This window comes from Marivivens donghaensis, assembly GCF_011806565.1.
In the GTDB taxonomy this organism is placed as follows: Bacteria; Pseudomonadota; Alphaproteobacteria; order Rhodobacterales; family Rhodobacteraceae; genus Marivivens; species Marivivens donghaensis_A.
The window spans coordinates 1-18,299 of the sequence record NZ_JAATOP010000002.1 but is presented as its reverse complement, the minus strand read 5'-3'; the positions used below and the strand labels follow the sequence as shown (position 1 = coordinate 18,299).

General features: G+C 61.1%; 18 protein-coding genes and 1 pseudogene. 14 read left to right on the top strand and 5 right to left on the bottom strand.

The features are described from left to right. Positions 1-37 precede the first annotated feature (37 nt). Genes HCZ30_RS02940 through HCZ30_RS02910 form a run of 7 tightly spaced genes read left to right on the top strand, consistent with a single transcriptional unit; the run spans position 38 to position 6,900 of the window. Positions 38-823 (top strand): ThuA domain-containing protein, encoded by a 786-nt coding sequence (locus HCZ30_RS02940; protein WP_167636280.1) that lies wholly within the window; start codon positions 38-40, stop codon positions 821-823. After that, the gene (locus HCZ30_RS02935) at positions 820-1,875 is read left to right on the top strand and encodes a Gfo/Idh/MocA family protein (protein ID WP_167636279.1); all 1,056 of its coding nucleotides are present in this window, start codon (positions 820-822) and stop codon (positions 1,873-1,875) included. Before HCZ30_RS02940 ends, HCZ30_RS02935 begins: the two co-directional genes overlap by 4 nt. A gap of 57 nt (positions 1,876-1,932) precedes the next feature. Continuing rightward, entirely contained in the window at positions 1,933-3,600 is a 1,668-nt protein-coding gene (locus tag HCZ30_RS02930) for a glycosyltransferase family 4 protein (RefSeq protein ID WP_167636278.1), read from the top strand. A 15-nt stretch (positions 3,601-3,615) separates the two neighbouring features. Continuing rightward, positions 3,616-4,395 (top strand): hypothetical protein, encoded by a 780-nt coding sequence (locus tag HCZ30_RS02925; protein ID WP_167636277.1) that lies wholly within the window; start codon positions 3,616-3,618, stop codon positions 4,393-4,395. After that, on the top strand, positions 4,392-5,750 hold the full coding sequence (locus HCZ30_RS02920; protein WP_167636276.1) for a tetratricopeptide repeat protein: 1,359 nt from the start codon (positions 4,392-4,394) through the stop codon (positions 5,748-5,750). Before HCZ30_RS02925 ends, HCZ30_RS02920 begins: the two co-directional genes overlap by 4 nt. Next, a complete protein-coding gene (locus HCZ30_RS02915; protein WP_167636275.1) occupies positions 5,747-6,142 on the top strand; it encodes a DUF6165 family protein in 396 nt (131 codons plus the stop codon). The genes HCZ30_RS02920 and HCZ30_RS02915 overlap by 4 nt, the downstream gene beginning before the upstream one ends. Next, positions 6,139-6,900 (top strand): FkbM family methyltransferase, encoded by a 762-nt coding sequence (locus HCZ30_RS02910; protein ID WP_167636274.1) that lies wholly within the window; start codon positions 6,139-6,141, stop codon positions 6,898-6,900. Before HCZ30_RS02915 ends, HCZ30_RS02910 begins: the two co-directional genes overlap by 4 nt. On the opposite strand, the gene HCZ30_RS02905 is transcribed toward HCZ30_RS02910, so the two are convergent. After that, on the bottom strand, positions 6,882-8,774 hold the full coding sequence (locus tag HCZ30_RS02905; protein ID WP_167636273.1) for a polysaccharide biosynthesis protein: 1,893 nt from the start codon (positions 8,772-8,774) through the stop codon (positions 6,882-6,884). The genes HCZ30_RS02910 and HCZ30_RS02905 overlap by 19 nt on opposite strands. Positions 8,775-8,937: 163 nt before the next feature. On the opposite strand from HCZ30_RS02905, the gene HCZ30_RS02900 reads away from it, so the two are divergent. Genes HCZ30_RS02900 through HCZ30_RS02880 form a run of 5 tightly spaced genes read left to right on the top strand, consistent with a single transcriptional unit; the run spans position 8,938 to position 14,575 of the window. Further along, on the top strand, positions 8,938-9,720 hold the full coding sequence (locus tag HCZ30_RS02900) for an OmpA/MotB family protein (RefSeq protein ID WP_167636272.1): 783 nt from the start codon (positions 8,938-8,940) through the stop codon (positions 9,718-9,720). Positions 9,721-9,780: 60 nt separating this feature from the next. Further along, a complete protein-coding gene (locus HCZ30_RS02895; RefSeq protein WP_167636271.1) occupies positions 9,781-11,082 on the top strand; it encodes a flagellar hook protein FlgE in 1,302 nt (433 codons plus the stop codon). Between the two features lie 3 nt (positions 11,083-11,085). Further along, complete coding sequence (gene flgK / locus HCZ30_RS02890; protein WP_167636270.1) at positions 11,086-12,489, top strand: flagellar hook-associated protein FlgK; 1,404 nt, start codon at positions 11,086-11,088, stop codon at positions 12,487-12,489. A gap of 2 nt (positions 12,490-12,491) precedes the next feature. Next, positions 12,492-13,478, top strand: coding sequence for a flagellin (locus tag HCZ30_RS02885; RefSeq protein WP_167636269.1), 987 nt, complete (start codon positions 12,492-12,494; stop codon positions 13,476-13,478). Further along, the gene (locus HCZ30_RS02880) at positions 13,478-14,575 is read left to right on the top strand and encodes a flagellar basal body P-ring protein FlgI (protein WP_167636268.1); all 1,098 of its coding nucleotides are present in this window, start codon (positions 13,478-13,480) and stop codon (positions 14,573-14,575) included. Before HCZ30_RS02885 ends, HCZ30_RS02880 begins: the two co-directional genes overlap by 1 nt. On the opposite strand, the gene fliP is transcribed toward HCZ30_RS02880, so the two are convergent. Genes fliP through fliF form a run of 4 tightly spaced genes read right to left on the bottom strand, consistent with a single transcriptional unit; the run spans position 14,572 to position 17,552 of the window. Then, positions 14,572-15,282 carry a flagellar type III secretion system pore protein FliP gene (gene fliP / locus HCZ30_RS02875; protein ID WP_167636267.1) on the bottom strand — a complete coding sequence of 237 codons (711 nt, stop codon included), beginning with the start codon at positions 15,280-15,282 and terminating at the stop codon, positions 14,572-14,574. The two genes, HCZ30_RS02880 and fliP, sit on opposite strands and share 4 nt — an antisense overlap. Continuing rightward, positions 15,279-15,554 carry a FliM/FliN family flagellar motor switch protein gene (locus tag HCZ30_RS02870; protein WP_167636266.1) on the bottom strand — a complete coding sequence of 92 codons (276 nt, stop codon included), beginning with the start codon at positions 15,552-15,554 and terminating at the stop codon, positions 15,279-15,281. Before HCZ30_RS02870 ends, fliP begins: the two co-directional genes overlap by 4 nt. Continuing rightward, a complete protein-coding gene (locus HCZ30_RS02865; RefSeq protein WP_167636265.1) occupies positions 15,547-16,107 on the bottom strand; it encodes a hypothetical protein in 561 nt (186 codons plus the stop codon). Before HCZ30_RS02865 ends, HCZ30_RS02870 begins: the two co-directional genes overlap by 8 nt. Beyond that, positions 16,104-17,552, bottom strand: coding sequence for a flagellar basal-body MS-ring/collar protein FliF (gene fliF / locus HCZ30_RS02860; RefSeq protein WP_167637046.1), 1,449 nt, complete (start codon positions 17,550-17,552; stop codon positions 16,104-16,106). The genes HCZ30_RS02865 and fliF overlap by 4 nt, the downstream gene beginning before the upstream one ends. A gap of 111 nt (positions 17,553-17,663) precedes the next feature. On the opposite strand from fliF, the gene HCZ30_RS02855 reads away from it, so the two are divergent. Both HCZ30_RS02855 and HCZ30_RS02850 read left to right on the top strand, forming a co-directional pair. Continuing rightward, the gene (locus HCZ30_RS02855; protein ID WP_167636264.1) at positions 17,664-18,101 is read left to right on the top strand and encodes a flagellar basal body-associated FliL family protein; all 438 of its coding nucleotides are present in this window, start codon (positions 17,664-17,666) and stop codon (positions 18,099-18,101) included. Between the two features lie 3 nt (positions 18,102-18,104). Then, positions 18,105-18,299 (top strand): annotated as a pseudogene (locus HCZ30_RS02850) (hypothetical protein); the annotation flags it as partial.

Here is an 18,299-nt window from a genome sequence, read left to right as displayed (position 1 = left end):
TCCCTCAAACCCAAAGCGCTTTGGAGGAGAGGGACACATGAGTATTCGTACTGTTGTTTGGGGTGAAAACGTCCACGAACAGAAAAACAAAGTCGTAGCAGACATCTATCCGACCGGTATGCACCAGTGCATCGCCGACGCGCTGAACACGGATGAGGGTATCACTGCGACGACCGCAACGCTGCAGGAGCCGGAGCATGGCCTCCCGCTTGAGCGTCTTCAGGAAACCGACGTTCTGCTGTGGTGGGGCCATGCCGCACACGGTGACGTTTCGGACGAGATCGTCGAACGCGTTGCCGAACAGGTGCACGCAGGCATGGGCCTGATCGTTCTGCACTCGGGTCACTTCGCCAAGATTTTCAAGCGTCTGATGGGCACCCCGTGCAACCTGACATGGCGCGAAGCGGGCGAGCGCGAGCGTCTGTGGCTCACCAGCCGCAACCACCCGATCGCTGCCGGCCTTCCGGATCACTTCGAGCTGGAAAACGAAGAGATGTACGGCGAGCCCTTCGGCATTCCCGAACCGATGGAGACCGTCTTCGTATCGTGGTTCCAAGGCGGCGAAGTGTTCCGCTCGGGCGTCACCTACAAGCGTGGCGCAGGCAATGTTTTCTACTTCCGTCCGGGTCACGAAACCTATCCGACCTACCACGATGCCAACGTTCAGACCGTTCTGCGCAACGCGGTAAAGTGGGCCCACAACCCCGCGAAACGAATCGAAAAGCCGAACGACGCGCCGAACGTACCTGTCGAAACCGCGCTGGAACCGATCGAAGAGCGCGGTCCGAAGCTCCATCAGGCCGGTGAGGAGGGCTATAAGTGAACGAAGTCCGCATCCTGATCCTCGGAACAGGCGGAATGGCGAATTCGCACGTCGAGGGCTTCAAGGAAGCTCCCGGCGCGCGCGTTGTCGCCGGCATCGACACCAATCAGGAGCGCCTTGATGCGTTCCTGAACAAGCACGACATCCCGCATGGCTTCACCTCCATCGCGGATGCGCTGGCTTGGGGGGAATTCGATGCGGTGTCGAACGTCACGCCTGACTCCGTCCACCACATGACCACGCTTCCGCTGCTCGCGGCGCACAAGCACGTGCTCTGTGAAAAGCCGCTGGCGGTGAATCACCACGACGCGGTCGAAATGGCCGAACGTGCGGCTGCTGCGGGCGTTGTGAATATGGTCAATCTGACCTACCGCAACGGCGCTGCGCTGATCGAGGCCAATCGCCTTATTCAGGAAGGCGTCATCGGCGAGGTCCGTCACTTCGAAGCGTCCTACCTGCAAAGCTGGCTCACCCAGCCCGCGTGGGGCGAATGGTCGACAGAGTCGCAATGGCTCTGGCGTCTGTCCACCGCGCACGGCTCGAACGGTGTTCTGGGCGATGTGGGTGTCCACATCCTCGATTTCGCGACCTATGCGGCGAATTCGGCCGTGTCGAACATCTCTTGCCGTCTCCAGACCTTCCACAAGGCCGAGAATGACAAGATCGGCGAGTATGTCCTCGACGCCAACGACTCGGCTGTCATGAACGTCCGTCTGGATAACGGTGCAATCGGTGTGGTTCACACGACCCGCTTTGCGTCCGGCCACATGAACGACCTGACGCTCAAGATCTACGGCACGAAAGGTGGCCTTGAAGTCGTCGACAAGTTGGGCCACAGCGCCCTGCGCGGCTGCATCGGACCCGATCTGAAAACCGCCGAGTGGAAAGACCTGCCGATTGGCAAAGTGGACACGAACTACGTCCGCTTCGTCAAAGCCATCCAAAATGACCTGCCGGTTCTGCCCGACTTCGCGCGCGGTGCGGCTCTGCAAAAAGTGCTGGATCAGGCAGTCGCCTCCAACGCTCAAGGCGGCTTGGATCTGGCTATCTAACTTGTGTGACAGGGGCGGAATGCCGTAGGATCGTATTGTTTTTCAACGGGTCTTCCTATGGGTACGGCGTCCGCCCCTGCATTCTTCTACCACCCGGATGCCGTCGAAACGGCGGGCAAAGACCTCGTTGGTCGCCGCTCTGCCGGACAGACCGCGCTGAAGGCTTTTATAAAGCATAGCCCCGGTCCAACTCTCAACATCGTCACCGACACGCCCAAAGGGCAGACCGCGTTCGAAAGGGTCGCCGCCCAGCTGGGTGCTAATCGCCCTATCGACGGCGCGGTGCTGCGTAGCACGGATGACTTCACTCGTTTTGGCACGGTCTTCTTTCCTGTGCCCGGCTTCAACGGCGCGACATGGCGGCGTCAGCGGTTCCAGCCTGAGGCCTGTTCGCTCGTCGGCATCACCCACACCGTTTCCACCCGCCGCGTGATCGAGCAGCTCCACAATCAGCTTCTAGAGCCCGTCGAGGAGTGGGACGCGATCATCTGCACGTCGCGTGCGGTCAAAACGGTGGTGAGCCGCCAGCTTGCCCTCAGCGCGGAGTTCATCCGCCGCCGTTTCGGCGCCACGCGCATTCCGTTGCCGCAGTTACCCGTCATCCCGCTGAGCGTGGATGCGAGCGATTTCCGCCGGAATAGTGACTATCGCGCCGAGGCTCGTGCAAAATTCGGTGCGCCCGAAGATGCTATCGTGATCATGACAATGGGCCGCCTGACGGTGGGCGAAAAGGCGAACCCGGTGCCACTTTATCAGGTGCTTGAACGCCTCGCGCAGCGTCTGGATCGGCCCGTCCACCTCTGGCAGGTCGGTTGGGCACGGCGGGAGGAGGACGAGCGGTTCTTCGTCGACGGCCCCGCCGCGCTGTGTCCTTCGGTCACGTCGCGGATCATAGACGGGCGGGACGAGTGGGTGCGCCGCGCGATCTGGTCGGGCGCGGACATTTTCACGCTGCCCGTGGACAACATTCAGGAGACCTTCGGCATCGTCCCGATCGAGGCGATGGCGGCATCTCTGCCCGTCGTCATGCCCGACTGGGACGGCTTCCGCGACACGGTGCGCCACGGCGAGACAGGGTTCCTCATCCCGACCCGTATGGCGCGGGCGGGGAATGGCGGCAGGATTGCCAGCCGTTTCGCCGATGGGCGGGATAGCTACCTCGGCTACCTCAGCCTCGTATCCAACGCGACAGAGATTGATCAGGAGGCATACCTTGTCGCGCTCGAACGCCTCGCCCGTGATCCGATCTTGCGGGAAAAGATGGGGCGGGGAGGGGCCACACATGTCGCGCAGAACTTTGACCTGAAGCCTGTGATGAACCAGTACCTCCGCCTAGCCGACGAACTGGCAGCGCGGCGCGAGGTCGCCAAGTCTCACTCCAAGCGTCTCAGCCCCTCCGCCGTGTCCCCGATCGAGGTCGATCCGTTCGCGCTCTATCGCGGATATCCTGCTGAAATAGTCACTGATCAGACCGAAGTTGCCATTCTTCACGTGCCTACTGTGGATGAGATCAACGCCCTCGACCGTCTCAACGGGCGCGCCCACTATGACCGCAGGATCATGCCGCTTGACCGCACGGTCCGGAACGCGGTTCAGATGGCCGTCCACGCCCCCGCGACGCTCGCGTCCCTGTCAAAATCGACCGGCATCGGTGTGTTGGAGCTTGAATTGACAGTACTTTTCCTTGCCAAATACGGCATGGCGAAGCTGTCTTCGCAGCAATAATTGCAGGAGTACGAGATGGAATTCTCGATCCGTTTCGAAAACGCCCCCGGACTGCCCGAAAACAAGGGACCTGTCACCGTGGGCTGGTTCCTGAACTCGCAGAAGGGCGGCGTGGTCTATTACCCGCCCGAACGTTTCCGCGGCGCTGAAAAGAACCGCGAGCACGCGAAATCCGCGTCGCGCTGCCCCGCCGTGATCAATATGGAGAGCCGGTATTTCGTCTTCCGCGCCCCGTTCGATCTGCACATCGGCTTCACACGCGACAAGGAGGGCAAGCCCGCACTGCGCAACCTTGCTGGCGACATGTCGGGCATCCGCGCGAACAAGCTCGGGCAGGTGCTGCACCTGGTATCCGAAAAGGAATGGCGCTATCCGGGCGTGCCGACGCTGCAATTGTCGCTGCCCTACGTGCTGATCGCGGACGAGCCCGTCTACGTCACGCAGCTCGCGCCGTTCTTGGATTACCAGCGCGATCCATGGCCCGGTACGATCTTTGGTGGGCGCTTCCCCATCAACACATGGCCGCGTCCGCTGATGTGGGCGTTCGAGTGGCACGACACCAGCAAACCGCTCAAGATTAACCGCGGCGATCCGCTGTTCTATGTCACGTTTGAAGCGGTCTCGCCCGACCGTAGCTTCACGCTGGTAGAGGCGGAACTGACCAAAGAACTCGCCGATTACGTTGATTTTGTCTCTGGTGCGGTCAATTTCGTGAACCAGACGTTCAGCCTGTTCGAGCGCGCCGAGGAGATGCGGCCAGAGACTCTGCTCAAGCCGGTAAAGCGCAATAAATGAGCATTGCCGAGCTGAAGAAACTGCGCACCGTCACCATCGACGCGCACCGCGCCGGCCGTCTGGATGAAGCGCAAAGGGCCTACGTCAGCTACCTCGGCCAGAAGCCCGACGACGCGCAGATCTGGTCCAACTACGGCGCGCTGCTGCGCACGCTAAAGCACTATCGCAATGCAGAGCGTGCTCAGCGAAAAGCCTATGCTCTCGACCCCAAGAGCATTGCTGTACGCGGCAACCTCGCCAATATCCTCTCCGACCTCGGAAAATTTCAGGAATCCATTGATCTGCGGCAGAGCATTCTGCGCGACAATGATAACCTGCCCGAACACCATTCACTCATCGGGCGGTGCTTGCGTGGGCAGGGTAACTACACGCAAGCGGTCACGTACCTTGAACCGCTGGCCGTGCGGTTTCCCGACTTCGCCGATATCAAAATGCAGCTCGCGATGTCGCTATTGGCGCTGGGTCGATACAAGGAAGCATTCAAGTACTACCGCGCCCGTTGGGACGCTGGCGAGCTGACGAAACGGTCGGTGAGCATCCCAGAGTGGAATGGCGAACCGCTGAATGGAAAGACCGTCGTTGTGGTGCCGGAACAGGGCTTTGGCGATTGCATCCTGATGTCCCGCTGCCTGCCCGCGCTGAAACAGAAGGGCGCTGCGAAGGTCATCGTCGTTGCGGAAAAACCGCTCGCGCGTTTGATGGCGAATGTCGAAGGCGCGGACGTTGTGGATACGAGCTATACCATCAACGGTACCGAGGATTTCTGGATCAACATGATGGATCTGGGACGGCTTTCGCTTGAAACAGACACTGATATCCCTGCGCCGAGCCGACTGACGATCCCCGACGACTCCCGTGTCCGCGCCAAGGACATCGTCGCGCCGTTCGAGGACATCTTCAAAGTCGGCGTCGTCTGGACTGGTTCCGTCACGTACCGCGCGAACGCTTTTCGCTCGTTCAGTCACACCGATTTCCTGCCGCTGACCGAAGTGGACGGTGTTCAGCTGTTCTCGCTCTATAAAGGGCCGATGCTGGATGCGTTTTTGCAGGATGGCTCGGGCGGTCTGATCGTCGATGCCGCCTCGACCGACCGAGACTTTGCCGACTGCGCCGCCGTGATGGAGGAGATGGACCTCATCATCACCTCCGACACTGCGACCGCCCATATTGCGGGATCGCTCGGGCTGAAGACGTGGACGCTGCTGCACAAGGACGCATTCTGGGTCTACCGCCACAAGGGCGACACGACGCCGTGGTATCCGTCGATGCGGCTATTCCGGCAGAAACAGACACTGTATTGGGGCGACGTGATGGCAGAGGTGAAAGCTGCGCTCATCAAGGAGGCCGCGCAATGAACGACATTCTGGTTCCGACCTCTCCCGGCGAGTTGATCGACAAGCTGACCATCCTTCGTCTGAAATCAGAACGTATCACGGATGCCGCGAAGCTGGCGAATGTGGCGCATGAGAAGGCCGTGCTCCAAGCGATTGCCGATGACGCTCTGCCGATGACGGACAACCTGAAGGGGCTCTGGGAAGAGCTCTACGCCATCAACGCGGACCTCTGGGTGATCGAGGATGACATCCGCGAATGCGAGGGGCGCAAGGGCTTTGGCGAGGAGTTTATCCGCCTCGCCCGTGCCGTTTACCAAACCAACGACAGGCGAGCCGCCGTGAAAAAACAAATCAACTTGCTGCTCGGCTCTGCCATCGTCGAAGAGAAATCATATTACGAGCCAACGAAATGACACCAATCCAGCGCATCAACGCCGCCAAAAAAGAACTCGCCGCCGCCCACAAAGAACTGGTCGAGGCCCTCGCCAAGGACAAGACCCGCCGTCGCGGTGCCATCGTCCGCGAAATCCACTCGCTCCGTCAGATGCTCGATGACGGGTACCAGTACTCCTCGGAGGCGGGTCAGGACCGCATCATCGACAGCCTGATGGGCGAAAAACCGGGCGTGTTCATTGATGTCGGCGGCTACGACGGTGTTCGCGGTTCCAACACGCTATTCCTCGAACAGATACGCGGTTGGACCGGTGTTCTTGTGGAGCCTGTGACCTCGCAAATCGACAAGGCATCCATCGCCCGCAAATGCCCCTGCCTCAGCTACGCTGTGGCGCCCGAAGACGGCACCGCGAGCTTTATCGCCGTGACCGAAGGCTTTACCCAGATGAGCGGGCTCGCCGCGCACTACGACCAGAGCCTGCTTGAGCGTGTCCGCAAAGACCCGCGTCACAAAGAAGAAACTGTCGAGATTGAGACGCGGACCCTGTCACGTATTCTGAGGGAAAGCGGTTACGAGAACCCCGATTTCATTTCGCTCGATATCGAAGGCGGTGAACTGGCCGTGCTGAAAGGCTTTGATTTCAAAGCCCACAAAGTCCGGTTCTGGGCGATCGAGAATAACTCCGGCAGCACTGAGATCGCGAACCTGATGACCAAGAACGGCTATGAGCTGATCGAATTCTGCGGACCCGACGAAGTTTACCGCTTGGTCGCCTGAGCCGGTCCGAACGGCACGACATTGTCCGGCAGGGCGCGACCGAACCCAGGGAGCGCCTCTGCCAAAGCCGCGCGCACGGCGGCCGAGTCGCTCTCGTTGATCGCGTCGGTCAGCATCCGCAGCGCATTAGTCACCAGACGCGGGGAGGGGCGATCCTCGTGAGCACGCAGGATCTTCTCGTGCTGGGTCGAAATCAGACGCGCAGGATCGATGACCAGCTCTTCGACGAGCTTCTCACCTGGGCGTGTGCCGACGATTTCGATCTTGATGTCGTTCTCGTTACGGCCGTCATAGACGCGGTGTCCGGTCAGTTTGATCAGGCGCTTGGCGATATCCATGATGTAAACCGGCTCACCCATATCGAGGACAAAGATATCGTCCCCTTCAGCGAATGCACCGGCCAGCAGCACAAGGCGCGCGGCCTCGGGAATCGTCATGAAAAAGCGGCGCATATCGGGGTGGGTGATCGTCACGGGCCCGCCCACTGAAATCTGTTCTTGGAACAGCGGAAGCACCGAACCGGAAGAGCCAAGGACGTTGCCAAAACGGACCATGGCGAACTTGGTGACGCTGCTGCGGGTCTGCATGTCCTGAATGACCATCTCGGACATACGTTTCGTCGCGCCCATGACGCTGGACGGACGCACGGCCTTATCGGTGGACACGAGGATGAAACGGCGGACGTTTGCGGCGGCGGCAGCCTCGGCGACCACGCGGGTGCCGACTACGTTATTCTGCGCGGCTGCGACCTCGTTTTCCTCGACCAGCGGCACGTGCTTATACGCAGCGGCGTGAAGGATGATCTCGACTTCCTCGTCTTCGATCACCTGCGTGACACGGCGCGGATTGGCGACGGAGCCAAGGCGGGTCGTCAGCTGCACGTTCGCCGCGCGAGCCAGCGGGCCAAGCTCTTGGTCGATCTGATACAGCGCGTATTCGCTAAGTTCGAACAGGACGATCTTTCGCGCACCGCACTCGAGCAGCTGACGGCAAAGCTCGCTTCCGATGGAGCCACCGGCGCCTGTGACCATCACGACGCGGTCGTAGTAAGCACGCGCTACGCGGGGGTTATCGAGATCGACGTTGTCGCGATCCAGCAGGCTATCGGGCGAAACCGTCGGCATCCCGTTGATCGTTTTGGACCGCACAAGCTCCGCCATCGACGGCGCGATCTGGACGTCACATTTCTGTTCGCGCAGTTCTTTGACCAGCGCGGCGCGGCGCGAGTAGTTGGCCGACGGAATAGCGATCAGGACACGCTCGACCTGCTTGCGGCTAATCATCTTGCGCAGCGCATCGGCAGAGCGGACAGGCAACCCGTGAACTATGGTGCCCTGTACCTGCGGATTGTCATCCACAAACATGACGGGACGCGCGTCGTGGGACATCTGCATTGCGGTAGCAAGGCGGATACCAGCAGAACCGGCGCCGTAGATCGCGACAGGAACGCGGCTCAGCGCATGTTCACGCAAGGCCAGCAGACTGAACAGCGCGACCATGCGCGCACCGATTGAAATCAGGAAAAACAGGCCGCCCGTTGCAACCGCGATCTGACCTGCGTCCGAGATGCGCATGAGGGTCTCTGCCCCGTAGGTCGCCAGCGCGATGACGAGCGAGGCGATGCCGATCCGCCCGATAGCGCGGAATTCAATGGCGTGCAGTTTGATGCGGGGAAGGGCCGTTGCAAGCACCGCCAGAGCTCCGGCGATGACAACCGCAGGCATGAAGAACGGATAATTTGCGAAAAATTCGATGGATTGACCGTTACCGTGCTTGAAGCTCACCGCAATAAACAGAGCAGCGGGAATGAGCAGCAGATCCAGTAGGAAAAGCAGAAACTGTTTAGCGCGCCGCGGTAAATCAAGAAGGAACATAGACGGTCAGAATACATCATTGTTATTGGGATCGACGCTATATCAAATTAGCGCAGTCGGCTACTTATTACTCTTTTTAACTATATAGGTCGTTCGGTTTAATGCGTGATTAAGGTCACACAGGTTCTCTCCATGCTTGTATCCGCAGTCCGGGGAGAGCGTCATGGGCGTACAAAACAACGCGCCGATCATCATCAAGCGCAAGAAAATCATAGCGGCAGAGGGGCATCACGGCGGTGCGTGGAAGGTCGCTTATGCTGATTTCGTGACTGCTATGATGGCGTTCTTCATGCTGATGTGGCTGCTCAATGCGACGACAGAACAGCAGCGCAAAGGCATTGCCGACTATTTCTCTCCGACGGTGCCGCTGAGCCGTGTCTCTGCGGGCGGTGATGGGCTGTTCGGCGGCGAGGATATCCAGCGGATCGAGACGCTCGCCCAATCGGGCACCGGCGGGCTGACCTTATCAAATGAAGCGGGAAATCCGCTCGATGGCGTTGCCGAACAGCTGGTCGGGCAGGGCGGCGAGGCGATGTTGTCCGACACAGCCCTGCGCCACATCGTAACCCGCGTGACTGACGAAGGGCTCGTGATCGAACTATTCGATCTGCCTGACATGCCCCTGTTTGACCGTAACACCGCGCAGCCGCGTCTGGTTCTGGAGCAATTGATCGAAGGCGTCAGCCGCGCGGCAAAGATTGTCCCGAACGGCATCGCGATAGAGGCGCATGTCGCCACGCTGTCCATTCTTCCAGACAGCAGCCCTGCTTGGGCGCTTTCGCAGGCGCGGGCCTCGCGTGTGCGGGAGTCGATGCAGACGGCAGGCACCGACCCCGCGCGGCTCATGCGCGTCACCGGTCATGCCGATCGCGAACCCGCCGACCCCATGCTCGCTTCAGTCAGAAACAACAGGATCGAAATCGTCATCCTGCGGGACCAGCGTTAGGGTGGTGTTAAGTTTGTACCCGTAGGCTCTGGAAAAATTGCCGATCCAGAAAGGGCCCGCATGACCATTTCATCCTCGCTCAATGCCTCTGTCGCCGGTCTGGCGGCCAACGCGACCCGCCTCGCCGCCATCTCGGATAACATCGCGAATTCATCGACTTACGGATACAAGCGGGCGGTGACCGACTTTCATTCGATGGTCATCGACAGCGGCGCGGGTAGTTACACTGCCGGCGGCGTGCGCACCACAAATATGCGGCTGATCGACGAGAGTGGCTCACTGGTGTCCACCGCAAATGCCACCGACCTCGCGGTGCGTGGGCGCGGTATGTTGCCCGTCTCTCCCGCCGCTGCGTTGAACGTGGAAAACGGCGATCACCCGATGATGCTGACGACCACGGGGTCTTTCCGCACCGATGATCGCGGCTTCCTGACGACCAGTTCCGGCCTCGTGCTCATGGGATGGCCAGCGAGCGCCGACGGCACGATCCCGACCTATCCACGCGATACCGCCGACGGGCTGGAAGCCGTGCGCATCAACTCCAACCAGTTCGCAGGCGAAGCCACGACCTATATCGACCTCGCGCTGAACCTACCCGCGACTTCAACTAACTATATGTCCGATGGCGCGATGGAGGAGCTCTCGGTCGAATATTTCGACAACCTCGGCAAGTCGGAGACGCTGAACATCCAATTCGTCCCAAACGTCCCCGCCAGCGGCTCTTCGAACGCGTGGCGCATGGTTGTGCATGATAGCGCGTTGGGGGGAGCGGTAATCGGCGAATACGACCTGACCTTCGACGACACGCGCGGCCTTGGCGGTACGCTTAGCAGTGTGACAGGTGTCTCCGGCGGCGCTTATGACCCGACGAATGGATATATCACTGTCAACGTCGACGGCGGCCCGATGGATATCAACCTTGGCCTCATCGGCTCCGGCGCTGGCCTGACCCAGCTTTCCGATGCCTTCAAACCCGTGTCCGTCGACAAAAACGGCACGCCGGTGGGCAACATGACCTCCATTTCCGTCGACTCGAACGGCTACGTCAGCGCGTCCTTCGACATCGGTATCACGCGTGTCATCTATCAGATCCCGCTGGTGGATGTGACGAACGTCAACGGATTGGAATCGCTTGATTATCAAAGCTACCAGATGACCCCCGACAGCGGTTCGTTCTTCCTATGGGATGCGGGCGACGGCGGGACTGGGGATGTTGTTAGCTACGCGCGCGAGGAATCGACGACCGATGTGGCAGGTGAGTTGACCGAGCTGATCCAGACCCAGCGCGCCTATTCGTCCAATGCCAAGGTTATCCAGACAGTGGACGAAATGTTGCAGGAAACCACCAATATCAAGCGCTAAGCCATGAGCCTCACCCATTCGCTGAATAACGCGCTGTCGGGCATTACGATCTCGGCCAAACGGGCCGAGGTCAGTTCTGGCAACATCGCCAACGCCGCCACGCCCGGTTACGCAAAACGCGATCTGGCGGTGGCTTCGGATGTCGTGCGCGGCGGCGTTCGGGCGGCTGGCGTGACGCGAACGGTGGACGAGGCGTTGCTGGCCGATCGGCGCAGCGCTGACACCGACGCAGCGGGCGCACAGGTCAGTCATGAGGCTCTGAAGCGGCTCGAAATGGTGATCGGCGGCATCGACAGCGAAACCTCTATTTCAGCGAAGTTGGCTGATTTAGAGACGAAATTCATCGCCGCGAGCGCGGACCCTTCGTCCGAGCTACAGATCGGTGCCGTGGTGCAGAGCCTTTCTGACCTCACCGCCACTTTTCACACGCAGTCGGCTGGTATTCAGGCGCTCAGATCAAGCGCTGACCATGCCATTGGCGACGCGGTCGAGCGGCTGAATATCGCGCTGAAACAGGTCGAGGATCTGAACGGTTCGATCACCCGCGCGCAAAGCCGCGGCGGCGACACGACCGCCCTTCAGGATCAACGCCAGCAGGTCATCGACCAGATTGCCGAAATCGTGCCGATCCGCCAACTCAGCCGCGACGGTGGGCAGGTCGCCCTGATGATGCCAAGCGGGACCTCGCTGCTTGATGGCAAGGCGCGCGAGGTGTCGTTTACCAAAACCTCGACTATCGCCGCCGACATGACGCTGGCGTCCGGCGCTCTGTCAGGCCTCACCATCAATGAGCGCGATATCGGTAGCCGGTTAGGTGATGGAGCGCTGGGGACGCAGCTCAAAATGCGGGACGAAACGCTGGTGCAAGCGCAGGCCGACCTCGACGCATTGGCAGCTGATCTGATCGACCGGTTCGCAGCGGCTGATCCCTCGATCGCGACCGGTCAACCGTCGATTTTGACGGACAACGGCGGGCCGCTCGATCCGACCGACACTATCGGACTGGCGAGCCGGATCAGCGTGAATAATGCCCTATCAGCAGAGCCCTGGCGCCTCCGTGATGGCATCGCTGCCGCAACCGCCGGACCTGCTGGCGACAACACCCAGATCGACGCGTGGATCGAGGCGCTGGATGAGCCGGTGTCGCTGGCGGGCAGTAGCCCACAATCCGCAGCCGGACTTGCAGCGGACTTTATCACGAGCGCCTCGACCGCGCGGCTGAGGGCAGAAGACACCGCGACCTTTACCGTCGCCACCCAGACCGCGCTGAAAGAGGCCGAGCTCGCGAATGGCGTCGATACCGATGCCGAAATTCAGGCGCTTTTGCAGATCGAAAAATCGTACGCCGCGAATGCGAAGGTCATCGGGATCATTGATGAAATGTTCGCGCGCCTGCTGGAGATATGATCATGAACTCCATTGGTGACCTTGCCCGCTCCTTTGTTAGCCAGCGCCATAACACGTTGATGCGGCAGGAAATGAACGTCCTGACGCAGGAGATCACGACTGGCGAGGCGCGGGATGTCGCCCGAAAGGCTGGGAACACCGCGCCCGAGCTTGTGGCAATCAACAGCCTGCTGAAGATATCGGAGGCATACGCGTCGGGTGCCCAGCAGACTGGCCAGTTCCTGTCAACGGTCCAGACCGCCTTGGAGCATCTGGAGGCCGAACGCAGTACAGTCGCCGTGTCGCTGATCGCCATCAATGCGAACTCGACCGCGCAGGACGTGACACTCGCCGCGGACCACGCAAAGGCCGCGTTCGGGTCAATTGTGAACACTCTGAACACCCAGTTCTCGGGACAGTCGCTGTTCGCCGGAACCGCTCAGGGCGCGGCGTTTGAGGACCCTGCGACAATAATCGAAAGTGCAAAACTCGCGATTTCCGTTGCGATCAATCCGGCAGGCGCTATCGCCGCGCTGGATGCCTGGTTTGACGACCCTGCGGGGTTCGCCGCCGTGTACCTCGGCGCTACCGGCCCGCATACCACGCGCAAGGTCGACGCGGGTGTCGAGGTGACCATCTCCGCCCGTGCCGACGACCAAGGGATCAAGGATATGCTCAAGGGCGCGCTGCTCGGCGCGCTCGCACCTGAACTGGGGTTCGATCACGCGGGCACCGCATCGTTGATGCAATCAGGCGGCGCGACCTTGCTCGATGCGGGGAGCGGACTCGCGGCGCTGAGGGGGCAAACCGGCCTCGCCGAAGAGCGCACTAGCCAGTCCATCGCCTTCCTCGAAGCCCAGCGCGCCAGCCTGACCATCGCGCGCAACGATATCGTCAGTGTCGACCCGTTCGAGACCGCCACAAAACTCACCGACCTGCAAACGAGGCTGGAAATGCATTACACCCTGACCGCGCGCCTCGCCGGTCTGACATTGTCGAGGTTCATCTGATGCGTGCGCTCTTCATCGCAGTAGCCCTGGTGATCGCTGCTCCACATGCCCACGCGAGCCCCGTGCGGCTCAAGGATCTCGTGGAATTCGACGGTGTGCGTAGCAACGAACTCGTTGGTTACGGCCTCGTGGTCGGCTTGAACGGAACGGGCGATGGCCTGCGAAATTCTCCGTTCACGGAAGAAATTATGGCCTCCACCCTCGAACGGCTCGGCGTCAACGTGACCGGTGAGCAGTTCCGCCCGCGCAATGTCGCCGCCGTGCTGGTGACCGCCAGCCTGCCGCCGTTTTCTCGCGCGGGCAGCCCGATTGACGTTACTGTTTCGGCGATTGGCGATGCTCGTAGCCTCATGGGCGGCACATTGATCATGACGCCGCTGAACGCCGCCGACGGGTTCATTTATGCCGTGGCGCAAGGGACCATCATCGCGGGCGGCATCACGGTCGAAGGGGACGCGGCGAGCGTGACCCAAGGCGTTCCAACTTCTGGCGTCATCCCTGCCGGTGCCATCGTCGAACGCGAGGTCGATTTCAATTTCGCGGGCCTGACCGAAATGCGACTGGCACTGCGTACCCCCGATTTCACCACGGCGGGACGGATCGAGACTGCGATCAACCAGAGTTTCAATAGCCCCGTTGCAGTCATGCTCGACGCGGGTACGGTCTATATCGACATCGACGCGACCCACGCGCATTCGCCCGCGCACGCCATGAGCCGCATCGAGAACATCCTTGTCGAACCCGAACAACGCGCGCGCGTGGTCGTCGATCAGCGCTCCGGCACGATTGTGATGGGTGAAGACGTCCGCATCAGCCGCGTCGCGGTGAGCCAAGGCAACCTGACCCTCCGCATTGAAGAAACGCCGGTGGTGTCCCAGCCGAACCCCTTTGCGCCCGGAGAAACCGTGACGCTGCCGCGCACCAATGCCTCGATCGAAGAAACAGGCACTGGCCTTGCCGAAGTCGCGGGCGGCACAAACCTGTCAGAAGTCGTCGCCGGCCTCAACGCGCTGGGCGTTGCGACCCACGACATGATCGATATCCTGAAAAGCATCAAAGCAGCTGGCGCGCTGCACGCCGAGTTCGTGATCCGCTAGAAATAGCTGCGCACGAGGCTCCCGGCGATGAGGCTCCAGCCGTCTGCCACCACGAAAAACGCCAGTTTAAACGGTAGCGACACCATCGCGGGTGGCACCATCATCATGCCCATCGACATCAGAACCGCCGACACGACGAGGTCGATGATGAGGAAGGGGAGGAACACCAGAAACCCGATCTGAAACGCGCGTGCGATCTCACTCAGCATGAAGGACGGAACGATGACGGAAAACGGTGCGGTGTCCGGAGTGACGCTTGTCGGCACGTCCGATCGCAGATCGGCGAGGGCGAAAAACGTATCCGGATCAAGGCGGCCGATCATGAACGTGCGGAAAGGCCCTGAGGCCAGATTTAGACCCTGTTCCAGCGGGACTGTGCCGTCAATGATGTCTGCGATACCTGCGCTCCACGCCGCAGCGAATACGGGCTCCATGACGTAGTAGGTCAAAAACAGCGCCAAGCTGATGATCAGCATGTTGGGCGGGGCCTGCTGCAAGCCGATCGCTTGGCGGAGGATCGACAACACCGTCACGATGAACGGAAAACAGGTGATCATCACCGCAATTCCCGGCGCGAGGCTGAGAACCGTGAGCAGCGCGATCAGTTGGAGCGTCTGGGAGGAGATCGACGCGCCGAGGTCCTCTAGCCCTTGGGCCTGCGCGGGAACCGCGATCAGGACCAGCAGCGCGCCCCAGACCCACTTCATGCCTGATGACCGTCCATTTGCGCGACCTCGGTCAGGCGCACGCCAAGCTGGCCGGCCTCTCCGCCTTCGAGCTGATGTAGTTCGCCGCGCGCAATCAGCCGCTCGCCGATATAGAGCTCGACAGGGTCGTCCAAGCGGCGATCGAGCGCCAGCACGTCATTCTCTGCCAGCCGCAGCAATTCGCTGACCTTGGGGCGGGCGTGGCCGACAGATACGGTGATCTCCAGCGGAACGGAGCGGAGGGGGTGGTCGGTAAATAGTGGCTCAGCCATGAGCTTTCCTTTCGTTTTCGTCGAAAATTGTCGCGATTGAATTGGTGACGCACTCCGCAAGCGGGGTGAGGTCGAAAGCGGTCAGTTGATCGTTCACGATCCAGCGCGCCTCATTCGGGCCAAGCTGCGGGTCCGCGCGAATTTCGAGCGGCAGCGGCGCGTTCGCGGCGAATGCGGCCAGCCGCTCCACGTTTTCGGGGTGCACCATCACAGGAATGGCTGCGCTGATGGCCACGTCGGCTGGGTCAAGCAGGGCGGACACGACGTGCGCCGCGAACGCCTTGCCCAGCATCGCGGGTATCATCTGCCCGATAAGTGCGTCCATGAACGGCGCGAGCGACCGTACGATGTGCCGGCGTGCTTCGTTGTAGCCGAAACCGAGGTCGGACAGCGCGATCACCAAGTCGTCGTTCAGGCGGTTCTGCTTGCGCTCCGCTTCGGCCTGCGCTGCCGCGTATCCCGCCTCGAATCCCGTCTGAAAATCGGCGCTGGGCTGCTGGGGCGTTTCCGGCGCGGCGGGGTCGAAATCACGGAGGAGGGCCGAAAGCGTCATGTGCGGGCACCCTCAGGGCGCTCGATCCAGTGCTGGATCATCTTGAGGCTTTCGTCATGCCTCTCCCCCATCAACTGCTTCAGCTTGTCGACCGGCGCGTCGGGAATGTCGCCCAGATCGACCTCGGGCGGCGGGGCGAGCGGAATGATAGGGGCGGGTGCTGGCAAGGACTTCTGGACCAAGGCAGGTCGCACAACAAATAGACCCAATATCAGCGCAACCACGGACAGAATACCGATCTGCGCGAGCCGCATTGGATCGAATGCGCTGGACGTTTCACTCACCAGCGTCCCTGCCTCGGGCACCTCTTCGAATGTCATGGCGCGGAGTGTGATCACATCGCCGCGGCCAGCGTCATACCCCACGGCGGACGCGACGAGTGCCTCCAGTGCCTCCATATCCTCCGCACTTGGATCGGCGCTGTTGACCAGAACCGCGACCGTCATCCGCTTGATCGCACCGGGCGCGCGGATCACTTCGCGAGTGGTTTCGGACAGCTCGAAATTGGTGAGCGTACGGGTCTCGTTCGTTTCGCTGGCAGAGCTGGAGTTCTGCCCCGCATCGCCGTCAGGCAGGTCGGAGGCAATCGTGACCTGTGCATTTCCGCTATCTTGGCTCGACGTGATCGTCTCCTGCACATCACTACTGATCGCAACGCGGCTTTCGGGGTCGATCCGCCGCTCGGTAATTGATTCGCTCTCGAGCACCGTATCCAGCGTCAGTTCGACCACCGCGTTGCCGTAACCGAGATGCGCGTCGAGCAGCCGTTGGACCTTCGCCCGCAGATTGTCCGCCTGCGTATCAGAGGCGGGCGCATCATCCTGCCCCGACACCAAGCCCGTGGTCCCGTCGATAATGGCCACATCGTCGGGCGACAGTTGCCGCACGGCAGAGGACACCAGATACCGCAGCGCCTGCACTTGCCGCGCGTTCAGCGCACTGCCGCGAGTCGTGACTGTCACCGCAGCGGTGGCGGAAACGTCCTGCGCAAAGGGCCGCGCTTCACCGACAGAGATATGGACCCGCGCGGCTTCGACCTGCGGCATGGCGACGATGGTGCGTGCCAGCTCGCCTTCTTTCGCGCGCCAATAGGCCACGTCGAACATCTGCGAGGTCGTCGCAAACCCGTTCAGCGTATCGAGCAGTTCGTAGCCCTGCGTGCCCGCTTTCGGCAGCCCTTCACCCGCGAGCCGCATCCGCAGCATATCGCGGTCGGCTTTCGGTACGTAGATCGTCCCGCCGCGCACATTGTAGGGCGTGCCCTGCGTTTCTAGCGAAGTGATGACCTCGCCCGCCGCAGCATCGTCGAGGCCGGAATAGAGTACCGACATCTCGGGCTGTGCGACACCGCGCGCCATCGCGAGAATCAGCAGGAACACCAGTCCGGCCGTGGCAATGGCCACCCATTTGCGGTGTTCGCCCAGTTTTTCTTTGATCGCCGACATTCTGTCCACGGCTCGCCTCCGGTTCGTTCAAGGCGAATTTTGCAGATCAGTCTTAACAATCGGTTAGTGACTGCTGTCGTAGAACAGCTTCGATCCAGAAGGGAGCTGACCATGCCTGACACCGCGCAGTCGTCGAACAAAAAGCCGCTGATAATCGGTGCCGTATTGGCGCTGATCGGCGGTGCGGGTGGCTATGCGGCCACGGCGGGGATGCTGCCCGAATTCGGCGGCGGGCATGGCGCGCAAAGCCATGGCATCGGGGTGGCCTTCGTGCCTGTCGACCCGCTGATCGTCTCTTTGCCGGATGGCAAACACCTGCGTTTCACCGCCCAGCTTGAGGTCACGCCCGGATCTCGTGCGGAGGTCGAGTCGCTGTCCCCTCGCATCGTGGACATCTTCAACAGCTTCCTAAGGGCGGTGCAGCCGTCCGACTTCGAAGACCCTGTGATCCTTGAAAAACTGCGTTCCCATCTCCTCCACCGTGCGCGACTCGTGACTGGCGAAAGCGCCGTCAAAAGCGTGCTGATCATGGAATTTGTACTGGATTAAGTCATGGATTTGATTGCTGATATTCTCCTCACCCTCGGTGCATTCGGCGCCGGTATCTACTGCCACGTCCTCGCGCGGCGCCTGCAAAAACTGACCGATCTGCGCAAAGGGGTCGGCGGGGGAGTGGCGGGGTGGGCGGGGCAGGGGGGGGAGATGAAGGAAGCGACCGAGAAAGCGCGGGGGGGCTGGCAAGGCAGG